The 12,196-nt window shown below is 67.4% G+C and carries 15 protein-coding genes and 1 pseudogene; 7 read left to right on the top strand and 9 right to left on the bottom strand.

All coding sequences use genetic code 11. The features are described from left to right. The first annotated feature begins 11 nt into the window (after nt 1-11). Nucleotides 12-893: a LysR family transcriptional regulator gene (locus ACV22Z_RS16200; RefSeq protein ID WP_448077311.1), complete on the top strand. Its 882-nt coding sequence runs from the start codon at nt 12-14 to the stop codon at nt 891-893. An 11-nt stretch (nt 894-904) separates the two neighbouring features. Here the strand turns inward: ACV22Z_RS16200 and ACV22Z_RS16195 are convergent, their stop codons facing one another. The 7 genes from ACV22Z_RS16195 to ACV22Z_RS16165 all read right to left on the bottom strand — a co-directional run bounded on the left by ACV22Z_RS16195 (nt 905) and on the right by ACV22Z_RS16165 (nt 7,193). After that, nucleotides 905-2,014 carry an ABC transporter ATP-binding protein gene (locus ACV22Z_RS16195; protein ID WP_448077310.1) on the bottom strand — a complete coding sequence of 370 codons (1,110 nt, stop codon included), beginning with the start codon at nt 2,012-2,014 and terminating at the stop codon, nt 905-907. Between the two features lie 52 nt (nt 2,015-2,066). After that, the gene (locus tag ACV22Z_RS16190) at nt 2,067-2,795 is read right to left on the bottom strand and encodes an HAD family hydrolase (RefSeq protein WP_448077309.1); all 729 of its coding nucleotides are present in this window, start codon (nt 2,793-2,795) and stop codon (nt 2,067-2,069) included. Further along, entirely contained in the window at nt 2,792-3,643 is an 852-nt protein-coding gene (locus ACV22Z_RS16185) for a carbohydrate ABC transporter permease (RefSeq protein WP_448077308.1), read from the bottom strand. The genes ACV22Z_RS16190 and ACV22Z_RS16185 overlap by 4 nt, the downstream gene beginning before the upstream one ends. Continuing rightward, complete coding sequence (locus ACV22Z_RS16180) at nt 3,640-4,584, bottom strand: carbohydrate ABC transporter permease (RefSeq protein WP_448077307.1); 945 nt, start codon at nt 4,582-4,584, stop codon at nt 3,640-3,642. Before ACV22Z_RS16180 ends, ACV22Z_RS16185 begins: the two co-directional genes overlap by 4 nt. A gap of 123 nt (nt 4,585-4,707) precedes the next feature. After that, nucleotides 4,708-6,030 carry an ABC transporter substrate-binding protein gene (locus ACV22Z_RS16175; RefSeq protein ID WP_448077306.1) on the bottom strand — a complete coding sequence of 441 codons (1,323 nt, stop codon included), beginning with the start codon at nt 6,028-6,030 and terminating at the stop codon, nt 4,708-4,710. Between the two features lie 90 nt (nt 6,031-6,120). Next, nucleotides 6,121-6,897: an L-iditol 2-dehydrogenase gene (locus ACV22Z_RS16170; protein WP_448077305.1), complete on the bottom strand. Its 777-nt coding sequence runs from the start codon at nt 6,895-6,897 to the stop codon at nt 6,121-6,123. Then, a complete protein-coding gene (locus ACV22Z_RS16165) occupies nt 6,894-7,193 on the bottom strand; it encodes a hypothetical protein (protein WP_448077304.1) in 300 nt (99 codons plus the stop codon). The genes ACV22Z_RS16170 and ACV22Z_RS16165 overlap by 4 nt, the downstream gene beginning before the upstream one ends. A gap of 15 nt (nt 7,194-7,208) precedes the next feature. On the opposite strand from ACV22Z_RS16165, the gene ACV22Z_RS16160 reads away from it, so the two are divergent. The 6 genes from ACV22Z_RS16160 to ACV22Z_RS16135 all read left to right on the top strand — a co-directional run bounded on the left by ACV22Z_RS16160 (nt 7,209) and on the right by ACV22Z_RS16135 (nt 11,209). Continuing rightward, nucleotides 7,209-7,670, top strand: a complete 462-nt coding sequence (locus tag ACV22Z_RS16160; RefSeq protein ID WP_448077303.1) for a Fur family transcriptional regulator — start codon at nt 7,209-7,211, stop codon at nt 7,668-7,670. A 46-nt stretch (nt 7,671-7,716) separates the two neighbouring features. Beyond that, nucleotides 7,717-8,658: a metal ABC transporter solute-binding protein gene (locus ACV22Z_RS16155; RefSeq protein WP_448077302.1), complete on the top strand. Its 942-nt coding sequence runs from the start codon at nt 7,717-7,719 to the stop codon at nt 8,656-8,658. After that, nucleotides 8,655-9,554, top strand: coding sequence for an ABC transporter ATP-binding protein (locus ACV22Z_RS16150; protein ID WP_448077301.1), 900 nt, complete (start codon nt 8,655-8,657; stop codon nt 9,552-9,554). The genes ACV22Z_RS16155 and ACV22Z_RS16150 overlap by 4 nt, the downstream gene beginning before the upstream one ends. Further along, nucleotides 9,547-10,335 (top strand): metal ABC transporter permease, encoded by a 789-nt coding sequence (locus ACV22Z_RS16145; RefSeq protein WP_448077300.1) that lies wholly within the window; start codon nt 9,547-9,549, stop codon nt 10,333-10,335. The genes ACV22Z_RS16150 and ACV22Z_RS16145 overlap by 8 nt, the downstream gene beginning before the upstream one ends. A gap of 140 nt (nt 10,336-10,475) precedes the next feature. Further along, complete coding sequence (locus tag ACV22Z_RS16140) at nt 10,476-10,934, top strand: DUF2778 domain-containing protein (protein WP_448077621.1); 459 nt, start codon at nt 10,476-10,478, stop codon at nt 10,932-10,934. Beyond that, nucleotides 10,931-11,209 (top strand): hypothetical protein, encoded by a 279-nt coding sequence (locus ACV22Z_RS16135; RefSeq protein WP_448077299.1) that lies wholly within the window; start codon nt 10,931-10,933, stop codon nt 11,207-11,209. The genes ACV22Z_RS16140 and ACV22Z_RS16135 overlap by 4 nt, the downstream gene beginning before the upstream one ends. Nucleotides 11,210-11,237: 28 nt before the next feature. On the opposite strand, the gene fghA is transcribed toward ACV22Z_RS16135, so the two are convergent. Together fghA and ACV22Z_RS16125 are read right to left on the bottom strand one after the other, a co-directional pair. Continuing rightward, nucleotides 11,238-12,086 carry an S-formylglutathione hydrolase gene (fghA, locus tag ACV22Z_RS16130; protein ID WP_448077298.1) on the bottom strand — a complete coding sequence of 283 codons (849 nt, stop codon included), beginning with the start codon at nt 12,084-12,086 and terminating at the stop codon, nt 11,238-11,240. 16 nt (nt 12,087-12,102) lie between these two features. Next, nucleotides 12,103-12,196, bottom strand: a pseudogene (locus ACV22Z_RS16125) (zinc-binding dehydrogenase); the annotation flags it as partial.

The raw sequence follows: 12,196 nt of genomic DNA, 5'->3' as shown, positions 1-12,196 counted from the left end.
GGGAACCGTGAATGGAAAGTCTGAGCGGCTTCGTGGTGTTCGTGCAGGTCGCGGAAACGCGCAGCTTCGTCGCGGCCGGGCGCGCGCTCGGGCTGTCGGCGTCGGCGGTCGGCAAGCGGATCGCGCGGCTCGAGACGCGCCTGAATGTGCGCCTCTTTCATCGCAGCACGCGCAGCATCACGCTGACGGCGGAAGGCACGCGCTTTCTCGAGCGCTGCCGGCGCGTGCTCGCGGAGATCGACGCCGCCGAGCGGGAACTGACGCACAGCGCCGAAGCGCCGCGCGGACGGCTGCGCGTGAGCCTGCCGACGATCGGTTCGCTGATGCTGCCGATGCTCGCCGACTTCATGGCTGCGTATCCGGAGATCGAGCTCGACCTCGATTTCAGCGACCGGCTCGTCGACGTCGTCGACGAAGGCTTCGACGCGGTGCTGCGCACGGGCCGGCCGTCGGATTCACGGCTGTCGTCGCGACTGCTCGGCCATTTCCGCCAGTACCTCGTCGCGTCGCCCGGCTACCTCGAACGGCACGGCACGCCGCGCACGCCGGCCGACCTCGCGGCGCACCGCTGCCTGCACTATCGGTTCCCGAGCAGCGGCAAGCTCGAGACCTGGCCGCTGCACACGCCTGCGGACACGCCGCCCGTCGTCCCCGTGTCGATGGTCAGCAACAACGCGGAGACGCGCCAGTGCTTCGCGCTGCGCGGGCTCGGCATCGCGTGCCTGCCCGAATTTTTTGTCCGCGACGCGCTCGACAGCGGCACGCTGCGCGCGGTGCTCGACGAGCACGTCGCGAGCCGCACGCCGTTCTATGTGCTGTGGCCGTCAGGCCGGCATCCGACGCCGAAGCTGCGCGCGTTCGTCGATCACGTCGCAAGCCGCCTGCACTTCTGACGCGCGCGCGCTCACGCGGCCTTCGCGTGCGGGCTCAGGCGCCGGAACGCCTGCCCCTGTTCGTCGAACAGGTGGCAATGCTCCGGTTCCGTGTACACATGAAGCCCCTCGCCCGTGCGGTACGTATCGAGCGGCGGGATCCGCGCGATCAGGCCGTCCGGCGCGGCCGGCGACTCCGCGTACAGATACGCGGCATCGCCGAGCGATTCGACGGCCATCGTCTTCGCATCGACGCCGAATGCGTTCGGCCCGACCTTCAGGTGCTCGGGCCGGACGCCGACCGTCACCGCCGCGCCGCGCTGCAGTCCCGCCGCGTCGACCGACACGCGCTGCGTCGCGCCGCTGTCGAAGCGCACGAGCACGCCGCCGGCATCCACCGACTCGGCCGTGCCGCGCAGGAAGTTCATCTTCGGCGAGCCGATGAAACCCGCGACGAACTGGTTCGCCGGCGCGTGGTACAGCGTGTTCGGCGTGCCGACCTGCTGAACGCTGCCGCCCGACAGCACGACGATCTTGTCCGCGAGCGTCATCGCCTCGACCTGGTCGTGCGTCACGTAGATCATCGTCGTCTTCAGCTCGTCGTGCAGCCGTGCGAACTCGAGCCGCATCTTCACGCGCAGCGCCGCATCGAGGTTCGACAGCGGCTCGTCGAACAGGAACACCTTCGGCTTTCTCGTGATCGCGCGGCCGATCGCGACGCGCTGCCGCTGGCCGCCGGAAAGCTGCTTCGGCTTGCGCTCGAGCAGGTGGTCGATGTGCAGGATCTTCGCGGCCTGCCTCACCGCCTGGTCGATCTCGGGCTTCTTCGCGCCGGCGAGCTTCAGGCCGAACGCCATGTTGTCGTACAGGGTCATGTGCGGATACAGCGCATACGACTGGAACACCATCGCGATGCCGCGCTTCGCGCTCGGCACGTCGTTGACCTTCGCGCCGTCGATCAGCAGGTCGCCGCTCGAAATGTCCTCGAGGCCCGCGATCATCCGCATCAGTGTGGATTTGCCGCAGCCGCTCGGCCCGACGAACACGACGAATTCGCCGTCGGCGATGTCGAGATTCACGTTGCGCAGCACTTCGTTGTCTTCGTAGCGCTTCGCGATGTTGCGCAGGAGCACGCTTGCCATGATTTGTCTCCGTTGAGTTCGTTTCATGCGCCGCGCACGCGCGGCGCGTCGATCAGTTCGGCAGCACCGCACCGGTCGCCTGCCAGCGCGCGACATAGCCGGGCAGCTCGTGCATGTCCGCGAATACGTGGCGGGCGCCGATCCCGCGCAGCGCGTCGACCTGCGCGGGCGACGCGTGCCCCGCGCCGACGAAGCCGAGCACGGTCATGCCGGCCGCGGCCGCCGCGCTGATGCCGGTCGCGCTGTCCTCGACGACCAGGCATTGCGCGGGTGTGACGCGCAGCGCGTGCGCAGCCGCGAGATAGACGTCCGGCGCGGGCTTCGGACGCGCGACGGCGTCCGCGCAGAACAGCCGCTCGCCGAAGAAGCGCTTGAGCCCCGTGCGCGCAAGCGCCGCCTCGACGTACGCGCGGTAGCTGTTGCTCGCGCATGCGATCGTCAGCGTGAGCGCATCGAGCGCCGCCGCGATGCCTTCGACGGCCGGCGCGTTCACCGCCGCGGCTTCGACCGTGCGGCGGATCGCGTCGACGTCGGCCGCGGTCAGCGCACGGCCGGCCGCTTCGCTCGCGCCGGCGAGCACGCGCTCGATCCGCAGCCCGAGCAGCGGCATCACGGCCGGCCGCACGTCGAAGCCGGGCCAGCGCGCTTCGAGCTCGTGCACCAGCACGTCGGCGGCCACCGCCTCGCTGTCGATCAGCACGCCGTCGCAATCGCAGATCAGCACGCCGCCGCCTTCGCCGGCCGCGCCTTCGCCGGTAGCACCTTCGCCGGCCGCGCTCATTTGACCGCCCCGAATGTGAGCCCGCGCACGAGCTGCTTCTGCGACAGCCAGCCGACGATCAGGATCGGCGCGACCGCGAGCAGCGACGCGGCGGACAACTTCGCCCAGAACAGGCCTTCCGGGCTCGAGTACGACGCGATGAACACGGTCAGCGGCGCCGCGTTCGAGCTCGACAGGTTGATGCTCCAGAACGCCTCGTTCCACGACAGGATCACGAGCAGCAGCGCCGTGGACGCGAGCCCCGGCAGCGCCATCGGCATCAGCAGGTAGACGATCTCCTGCCACGTCGACGCGCCGTCGATGCGCCCCGCCTCGAGAATGTCCTTCGGGATCTCGTTGAAGTACGTGAACGTCATCCACACCGCGATCGGCAGGTTGATCAGCGTGTAGACGATCACGAGCCCCGACACGGTGTCGAGCAGCCCCGCGTTCTTCCACAGCAGGTAGATCGGCACGAGCACACCGACGGACGGCATCATCTTCGTCGACAGCATCCACAGCAGCACCTTCTGCGTGCGGCGGTTCGGGAAGAACGCCATCGCGTACGCGGCTGGCACCGCCAGCAGCAGGCAGATCACCGTGACGCCCGCCGAGATCAGCACCGAGTTCCACGCGAACCCGAAGTAGTTGCTGCGCGCAAACACCTCGCGGAAGCTGTCGAGCGTCGGCATGAAGAACAGCGTCGACGCATACGCCTGCTGCTCGGTCTTGAACGCGGTGATCGCCATCCAGAAGATCGGGAAGAACAGCAGCAGCGCGATCAGCCACGCGAGCGCGCCGGGCAACGCGCGCCGCAGCAGGTCGAGCACGGCCGGCGTGCGCCGGGTTTCGAGAGTCAGGTCGCTCATTTCTCGTACTCCCCCTTCAGGTTGCGCGCGAGCATCCGCACGAGGAAGAACGACACGACGTTCGCAACCACGACGGCGAGAATCCCGCCCGCGGATGCGAGGCCGACGTCGAACTGCTGCAGGCCGAGCGCATAGATCAGGTACGACAGGTTGGTCGTCGCGTTGCCGGGGCCGCCGCCCGTCGTCGTGTAGATCTCCGCAAAGATCGACAGCAGGAAGATCGTCTCCATCATCACGACGACCGCGATCGCGCGCTTCAGGTGCGGCAGCGTGATGTAGAAGAACATCGCGAACGGGCCCGCGCCGTCGATGCGCGCCGCTTCCTTCTGCTCCTGGTCGAGCGACTGGATCGCGGTGAACAGGATCAGGAACGCGAACGGCAGCCACTGCCACGCGACGATGATCACCACCGCGGTCAGCGGATAGTCGGCGAACCAGTCGATCGGCGTCATCCCGAGCGCGCGCATCGCGGTCGCGACGAGCCCGTACACGGGGTGCAGGATCATGTTCTTCCAGATCAGCGCGGACACCGTCGGCATCACGAAGAACGGCGCGATCGCAAAGAGCCGCGCGATGCCCTGCCCGTAGAACTTGCGGTCGAACAGCACGGCCATCAGCACGCCGCCGACCACGGTGATCGCGAGCACCGCGCCGATCAGCACGAGCGTGTGCCAGATCGCCGGCAGGAACGACGGATCGGTCGCGAGGAACCGGTAGTTGTCGAGTCCGGCGAAGCCCTTCTGGTCCGGATTGAGCAGGTTGTAGCGCGAGAACGAGAACCAGATCGTCATCGCGAGCGGGATCGACATCCATAGCACCAGCACCGCGACGGACGGCGAGACGAGCCAGCTCGCGCCGCCGCGCGGGCGGCCCGGTGCGGGCGGCGGCGACGTGTCGCCGGCCGATGCCGCATGGCTCAGGGGAAGACGTAAGTGACGCATGATCGGGACCACCTCCGATTGAAACGCGGGCGCGACCGCCTGCCCGCCTTGCCGCTTCGGCACACGTGCCGCGCGCGAACGCGCGGCATGCGCTTCGTTACTGCTCCGCGTTACAGCTCCGCATTACTTCTGATACCCGGCCTGCCGCACCGCACGATCGGCCGCGGCCTGCCCGGCCGCGAGCGCCTGGTCGACCGTCATCTGCCCGGCCACCGCGCCCGCGATGCCCTGCCCGACGACGGTGCCGAACGACTGGAACTCAGGAATCCCGACATACTGCACGCCCGTGTACGGCACCTTCTTCGCCGACGGATCGTTCGGGTCGGCCGTCTCGATTGCCTTCAGCACGAAGTCGGAGAATGGCGCGGCTGCCTTGTACTCGGGGCGCTGGTAGGTCGACGTGCGCGTGCCCGGCGGCACCGATGCCCAGCCTTCATCCTTGCCGACCATCTCGATGTACTGCTTCGACGTCGCCCACGCGATGAACTTCTTCGCCGCGTCCTGCTGCTTCGACGTCTTCGGGATCGCGAGCGCCCATGCCCACAGCCAGTGCGAGCCCTTCGGCGTCGCCGCGACCGGCGCTGCCGCATAGCCGATCTTGTCGGACACCTGCGACTGCTGCTTGTTGTAGAGGATCCCCGCCGCAACCGTCGCGTCGATCCACATCGCGCACTTGCCGGACGCGGTCAGCGTCAGGTTCTCGTTGAAGCCGTTCGAGCTCGCTCCGGGCGGGCCGTCCTTCTTCAGGAGGTTCACGTAGAACGTGACTGCCTTCTTCCATTCCGGCGACGTGAGCTGCGCGTTCCACTTCTCGTCGAACCAGCGCCCGCCGAACGTGTTCACGACCGTCGACACGTACGCCATGTTCTCGCCCCAGCCGGCCTTGCCACGCAGGCAGATGCCGTAGATCCCCTTCGACTTGTCGGTGAGCTTGTCCGCGAACTCGGCGATCTGGTCGTAGGTCGGCTGGTCGGGCATCTTGAGCCCCTTCGCCGCGAACAGGTCCTTGCGGTAGAACGTCATCGAGCTTTCGACGTAGAACGGCAGCGCGTACAGCTGGCCGTTGTACGACAGGCTGTCGCGCGCGGTCTTCACGATGTCGTTCAGGTCGTAGTCGGCCGGCAGGTTCGCGACCGGCGCGAGCCAGCCGCGCTTGCCCCATTGCGGCGCCTCGTAGGTGCCGATCATCAGCACGTCGAACTGGCCGCTGCCGGTTGCGATGTCCGTCGTCGCACGCTGCCGCAGCACGTTCTCCTCGAGGATCACCCAGTTCAGCTTCACGTCGGGATTGGCCTTCTCGAACGCCGGCGACAGCTTTTTCAGCTCGATCATGTCCGGGTTGTTCAGTGTCGCGATGGTCAGCGTGCCGGCCTGCGCGGCGCAGGCCGCCGTCGCGAGCGCCGCGCACGCGGCGAGGCGTGCGGCAGCGGGCATCTTTCGTTGCATGGCGTGTCTCCTTGTCTTGTTGATGTCAGGTTGCCGCCGGACGGCACGCGGACGGTCGCGGCTGTCGCGCCGTTCCGCGCGCGGGCCCGGTCAGCTCATCCAGTTGCCGCCGTCGACGTTCAGCGTCTGCGCGGTGACGTAGTCGGCATCGGCCGATGCGAGGAACAGCGCGGCGCCCGTCAGGTCGGCGGGCACGCCCATCCGGCCGAGCGGCACCGCTTCGCCGACGAGCCGCTTCTTCTCGCCGAGCGGCCGGTTCTCGTAGCGCGCGAAGAGCGCATCGACCTGCTCCCACATCGGCGTGTCGACGACGCCCGGCGCGATCCCGTTCACGTTGATCCGGTGCGGCGCGAGCGCGAGCGCGGCCGACTGCGTGTAGCTGATCACCGCGGCCTTGGTCGCGCAGTAGTGCGAAACGAGTGCCTCGCCGCGCCGGCCGGCCTGCGACGACATGTTGATGACCTTGCCGCCGCGCCCCTGCTCCACCATCCGCTGCGCAACCGCCTGCATCAGGAAGAACATGCCTTTCACGTTGACGGCGAACAGGCGGTCGAACACGTCCCAGGATTCGTCGAGGAGCGGGCGCATGTCGAACAGCGCCGCGTTGTTGAACAGGATGTCGACGCCGCCGAACCGATCGAGCGCCGTCGCGACGATGCGCGCAATGTCTTCGTGACGCGTGACGTCCGCGGTGACGGCGACCGCGCGGCCCGGGTTCGCCTCGATCAGCCGCGCAAGCGAGCCGCCGGCCGGTTTCACATCGACGAGCACGCAGCGCGCGCCCTCTTCCAGATAGCGCTGCGCGACCGCTTCGCCGATGCCGCTCGCGGCGCCCGTCAGGATCGCGACCTTGTCCTGCAATCTCACTGGCTGTCTCCGGTTCGTTCTGCATTGTTCGACGTGCCGCCAGGTGAGCGAATGCTCGCGACACGAATAATTGCTCTGATTGCGATCAAATGATCGGATACGGAACCGGGGCTGTCAAGGCGGATCGGGCCGGTTTCGATGATGCAGTGCGGCAGAACGGTGCCGGACGAACGCGCGCAAAGGCCGGCGGGACAACGGTAGCGGGACTGGATGCGGCGCGGATAGACACAATCGTGACGGGCGGCCGCATGCGCGGCCGGCCGATACGTTATATCATCGCGATATCTTCGTTTCATCGCCTGCACTGCGCCATGGCCACTTCATCGTCAATCGCCGCCCGGCTGTCCCGTGCCGACGCGTTCGCCGCCGAGCACGGGCTCGCGTGGACGCCGCTGCGCCGGCAAGTCTACGAACGTGTGCTCGCCGCGCAGCGCCCGATCGGCGCGTACGACCTGCTCGCCGAACTCGAGCCGCAACGCGGCCGCGTGCCGCCCACGACCGTGTATCGCGCGCTGGATTTCCTCGTCGAGCACGGCTTCATCCACCGGATCGAATCGAAGAACGCGTTCTTCGCCTGCTGCGAGATCGGCGTGCCGCACGAAGGCCAGTTCCTGATCTGCGAATCCTGCGGCGAGACCACCGAGATTCCGGGCGGCGACCTTGCAAAGCAGTTGTCCGCGAGCCCGCCCGCACACGGTTTCGAGGTTCACCACCAGGTCGTCGAATTGAGCGGCCTGTGCGGACATTGCAAGACCAAGCCGGCGTCACGCTGATACCGATCGCGCGGCCTCCTGCCGCCCCTTCCCGACGAGGAGTTTCATGCCCATTGCCCTGACGCGCGCATCGCTGCGCGCTCCGTTGCCTGGCCCGTTGCCTCGCGTTACGCGCCCGCTGCGCTGGCTCGCCGCCGGCCTCGCCGCACTGTCGCTCGCGGTGCCTGCGCTTGCGCAGGCGGCAACCGTCAACGTCGTCGCAGCCGAGAATTTCTATGGCGACGTCGTATCGCAGATCGGCGGCCGCCACGTCGCCGTGACGAGCATCCTCAGCAATCCCGACCAGGACCCGCACCTGTTCGAGGCAAGCCCGAAGACCGCACGCGCGCTGCAGCAGGCGCAGCTCGTGGTCTACAACGGCGCCGACTACGATCCGTGGATGGGCAAGCTGCTCGCGGCGTCGAAGCAGCCGAAGCGCACGACGATCGTCGTCGCGGACCTCGTCGGCAAGAAGGCCGGCGACAACCCGCACCTGTGGTACGACCCGGCGACGATGCCGGCCGCCGCACGCGCGATCGCGACCGAACTCGGCCGCGCGGACCCGGCGAACAAGGCCGAATACGATGCGAACCTGCAGAAGTTCGTCGCGTCGCTGAAGCCGGTCGACGACAAGGTTGCCGCGCTGCGCGCGCAGTACAAGGGCATGCCCGTGACGGCCACCGAGCCCGTGTTCGGCTACATGTCCGACGCGATCGGCCTCGACATGCGCAACCAGCGCTTCCAGCTCGCGACGATGAACAACACCGAGGCCAGCGCGCAGGACGTCGCCGCGTTCGAGAACGACCTGCGCAAGAAGCAGGTGCGCGTGCTCATCTACAACAGCCAGGCCGAGGAGCCGATGACGAAGCGCATGCTGAAGATTGCGCGCGACGGCGGCGTGCCGACCGTCAGCGTCACCGAGACACAGCCGGCCGGCAAGACCTTCCAGCAATGGATGGCGGGCCAGCTCGACGCGCTCGCCAAGGCACTTTCCACCGGCAGCAAATGACCCGCAATCCACACGCACTCGAACTCGATCGCGTCACGCTCGAACTGGGCGGACGCACGATCCTGCGCGACGTCAGCTTCTCGATCGAACCCGGCGAATTCGTCGGCGTGCTCGGGCCGAACGGCGCCGGCAAGACGACGCTGATGCGCGCGGTGCTCGGCCTCGTGCCGGTCGCGGGCGGCACGCTGCGCGTCGGCGCCGAGCCGGTTGCGCGCGGCAACCCGTCGATCGGCTACATGCCGCAGATCCGGAGCGGCCTCGCGAACCGCCGGATGCGCGGCTACGATTTCGTCGCGATGGCGGCCGACGGGCATCGCTGGGGCCTGCCGCACACGAACGCCGCGACGCGGCGCGACGTCGACCGCGTGCTCGGCCTCGTCGACGGCCGCGCGCTCGCGCGCCGGCCGCTGTCCGAGCTGTCGGGCGGCGAGCGGCAGCGCCTGCTGCTCGCGCAGTGCCTGCTCGGCAGCCCGAAGCTGCTGCTGCTCGACGAGCCGCTGATCAGCCTCGACCCGAATCACCAGCGCGGCGTGGTCGAACTCGTGCGCCGCGTGCAGCGCGAGCTCGGCATCACGGTGCTGTTCTCCGCGCACGAACTGAACCCGCTCCTCAACGCGCTCGACCGCGTGCTGTATCTCGGCAACGGCGTCGCAGCGCTCGGCACCGTCGACGAAGTGATCACGAAGCCGGTGCTGTCGCGGCTGTACGGCTCGCCGATCGACGTGATGCGCGTGAACGGCAAGATCTTCGTGATGTCCGGCGACGTGGAAGTCGAAAAGCACGACCACGAGCATGAAGGCGACGACGACGGCCACAGCCACGCGCACGGCGGCGAAGGCCATCACCATCACGGACACGCGCATCCTCACGCGAGCGGGCAATCACACGATGTTTGAATACGATTTCATGATCAACGCCTTCGCGGCGTCGGGAATCGTCGCGGTGCTCGCGGGCATCGTCGGCTATTTCCTGGTGCTGCGCGGGCAGACCTTCGCGGGCCACGCGCTGTCGCACGTCGGCTTCACCGGCGCGACGGGCGCGGTGCTGCTCGGCATCTCGCCGATCTGGGGGATGGTCGGCTTCACGCTCGCGGCCGGGATCGGCATGGGCGCGCTCGGCGAACGGCTCGCGGGCCGCGACGTCGCGATCGGCGTGACGCTGTCGGTCGCGCTCGGCTGCGGGCTGCTGTTCCTGCATTTCTACACGTCGTTCGCGACGCAGGTGACGGCGCTGCTGTTCGGCAACGTGCTCGCGGTCAGCCACGACACGCTCGCGGTGCTCGCCGGAATCGGCGCGGTGAGCCTCGGCGCGCTCGCGCTGATGGCGCGGCCACTGATGTTCGCGTCGCTGCAGCCGGAGCTTGCCGAAGCGAAGGGCGTATCGCTGCGCACGGTGTCGGTGCTGTTCCTCGCGGTGTGCGCGCTCGCGGTCGCGGCGGCGACGCAGATCGTCGGCGTGCTGCTCGTGTTCACGCTGCTGGTCGGCCCGGCCGCCGCCGCGCAGAACGTGTCGACGCGACTGTCGACGGGCGTGCTGCTCGCCGCGCTGTTCGCGCTGTTCGAAGCGTGGGCCGGCATCGCGCTCGCGTATCACACCGACTGGCCGACGAGCTTCTGGATCACCGCGCTGTCGGCGGTGGTATATGGTGCGAGTCTCGCGAGACCCCGGCATAGCTGAAATTCAGGTCGAGTCGGCGAGAGGTTCAATCGCAACTTCATTTTCTTACGCGCGCTTTTTTCGTACCTGTCGCATTGAGTGTCCCGTGTGAGGCGTGGCAGGATTTCATGCAATCCTGTCTTTTCCGCGATGTCACCGCCATGCTCGAATGCACTTTTGAACTGAACGACAAGGACATGAGCGCCGTCCGTTGCGGTGCGCTGAATTTCCCTGCGTTCTCCGGCGCCTCGGCCCACCGCAATCGCCGCACCTCCTCATGCCGCGCAAGCGAAGGCCCGATTCCGGTCGGTCGCTACTACATTGTCGATCGACCGACCGGGGGCATGCTTGGCCCATTGCGCGATTTGTTCAATGACAAGCGAGACTGGTTTGCCCTCTATGCCGCCGATTCAGAAATCGACGATTACGTTCTTTGTGACGACGTCCGCCGAGGCAATTTTCGACTGCATCCCAAATGCGTTCAGGGCATCAGCAGAGGGTGCGTGACCATAGAGTCAACCGTGGACTTTTACAGGTTGCGAGATTTGCTGATCGAGCAAGAGCCCGTTTCAATCCCGGGAACTGCTTTGCGCGCCTACGGCGTGATCACAGTGAAATGAAGCGCGCCCTGTACTTTGCGGCAGTAACCACATGGGTCGTTGCCGCCTCGATGTCACTCGCAAGACTGAGCTTGACGCAAGAAGCGTTTGCGTTGCCGATCACGGAAAACACCTGGATCTGGCTCTTCACCCACGTACCTGGTTTTTGGGACGGCGAGGCTGGCGATGACCTCGTTATCATCGTGCATCTGCTAATCGCGTTTGCCGTCGTGATCCCGGTGACGTGGCTGTGCCTGCGCTGGTGGCGCATAACGAGTCGCCAGACCGCCCGCTAATACGGAGCGGCCTGGCCCTCCCCCTACCCTAGCCTGCCAGCACCCGCGCATGATGCGCGATGTGATCGGCGATGAACGTCGAGATGAAGTAGTAGCCGTGGTCGTAGCCCGCATGGCGCCGTAGCGTCAGCGGCTGGCCCGCCTTCGCGCAGGCCGCCTCGAACACGTCGGGGTTCAGCTGGGTCGCCAGAAACTGGTCGGCGAGCCCCTGATCGACCAGGATCCCGTCCGCGAACTTCGGCGCATCCGCACGCGCAACGAGTTCGCTCGCGTCGTGCTGCTTCCATGCTTCGCGGTCGGTGCCCAGGTAGCCCGAGAACGCCTTCTCGCCCCACGGACAGCGCGTCGGCGCCGCGATCGGCGCGAACGCCGACACCGACTTGTACAGGTCCGGATGACGCAGCGCGAGCGTGAGCGCACCGTGCCCGCCCATCGAATGGCCGAAGATCCCGAGCCGCGCGCCGTCGATCGGCAACTCCGCCGTCACGATCTCGCGCAGCTCGCCGGTGACGTACGACTCCATCCGGTAATGCGCAGACCACGGCGCCTCGGTCGCATCGACATAGAAGCCCGCACCCACGCCGAAGTCCCAAGCGTCGGCCTCGCCCGGCACGCCCGCGCTGCGCGGGCTCGTGTCGGGCGCGATAAGCGCGATCCCGTGCTGCGCCGCGTACTGCTGCGCGCCGGCCTTGATCGCGAACGTCTCCTCGGTGCAGGTCAACCCCGCGAGATAGAACAGCGCCGGCACGCGGCCGTGCGCGGCCTGCGGCGGCAGGTACACCGAGAACTTCATCGGCAGGCCGGTCGCCTTCGAGTCATGGCGATAGAAGCGCTGCTCGCCGCCGTGGCATGCGTGTGACGAAACGAGTTCGAGCATTGTCGTCGCCTCGCGTTCAGTACAGCACGACCGAGCGGATCGACTCGCCCTTCTTCATCAGGTCGAAGCCGTCGTTGATCTTCTCGAGCGGCAGCGTGTGCGTGATCAGA

This window comes from Burkholderia sp. PU8-34 (assembly GCF_053427725.1).
Note: the sequence above shows the minus strand (reverse complement) of the source record. Positions and strands in the feature narration are given on the sequence as shown.

Excerpts from the sequence above, each read along its gene's own strand:
- ACV22Z_RS16160 (WP_448077303.1), top strand. The coding sequence starts at position 7,209 with ATGGCCACTTCATCGTCAATCGCCGCCCGGCTGTCCCGTGCCGACGCG.
- ACV22Z_RS16145 (WP_448077300.1), top strand. The coding sequence starts at position 9,547 with ATGTTTGAATACGATTTCATGATCAACGCCTTCGCGGCGTCGGGAATC.
- ACV22Z_RS16135 (WP_448077299.1), top strand. The coding sequence starts at position 10,931 with ATGAAGCGCGCCCTGTACTTTGCGGCAGTAACCACATGGGTCGTTGCC.
- ACV22Z_RS16180 (WP_448077307.1), bottom strand. The coding sequence starts at position 4,584 with ATGCGTCACTTACGTCTTCCCCTGAGCCATGCGGCATCGGCCGGCGAC.
- ACV22Z_RS16185 (WP_448077308.1), bottom strand. The coding sequence starts at position 3,643 with ATGAGCGACCTGACTCTCGAAACCCGGCGCACGCCGGCCGTGCTCGAC.
- ACV22Z_RS16155 (WP_448077302.1), top strand. The coding sequence starts at position 7,717 with ATGCCCATTGCCCTGACGCGCGCATCGCTGCGCGCTCCGTTGCCTGGC.
- ACV22Z_RS16195 (WP_448077310.1), bottom strand. The coding sequence starts at position 2,014 with ATGGCAAGCGTGCTCCTGCGCAACATCGCGAAGCGCTACGAAGACAAC.
- ACV22Z_RS16165 (WP_448077304.1), bottom strand. The coding sequence starts at position 7,193 with ATGAAACGAAGATATCGCGATGATATAACGTATCGGCCGGCCGCGCAT.
- ACV22Z_RS16190 (WP_448077309.1), bottom strand. The coding sequence starts at position 2,795 with ATGAGCGCGGCCGGCGAAGGTGCTACCGGCGAAGGCGCGGCCGGCGAA.
- ACV22Z_RS16150 (WP_448077301.1), top strand. The coding sequence starts at position 8,655 with ATGACCCGCAATCCACACGCACTCGAACTCGATCGCGTCACGCTCGAA.
- fghA (WP_448077298.1), bottom strand. The coding sequence starts at position 12,086 with ATGCTCGAACTCGTTTCGTCACACGCATGCCACGGCGGCGAGCAGCGC.
- ACV22Z_RS16140 (WP_448077621.1), top strand. The coding sequence starts at position 10,476 with ATGCTCGAATGCACTTTTGAACTGAACGACAAGGACATGAGCGCCGTC.
- ACV22Z_RS16175 (WP_448077306.1), bottom strand. The coding sequence starts at position 6,030 with ATGCAACGAAAGATGCCCGCTGCCGCACGCCTCGCCGCGTGCGCGGCG.
- ACV22Z_RS16200 (WP_448077311.1), top strand. The coding sequence starts at position 12 with ATGGAAAGTCTGAGCGGCTTCGTGGTGTTCGTGCAGGTCGCGGAAACG.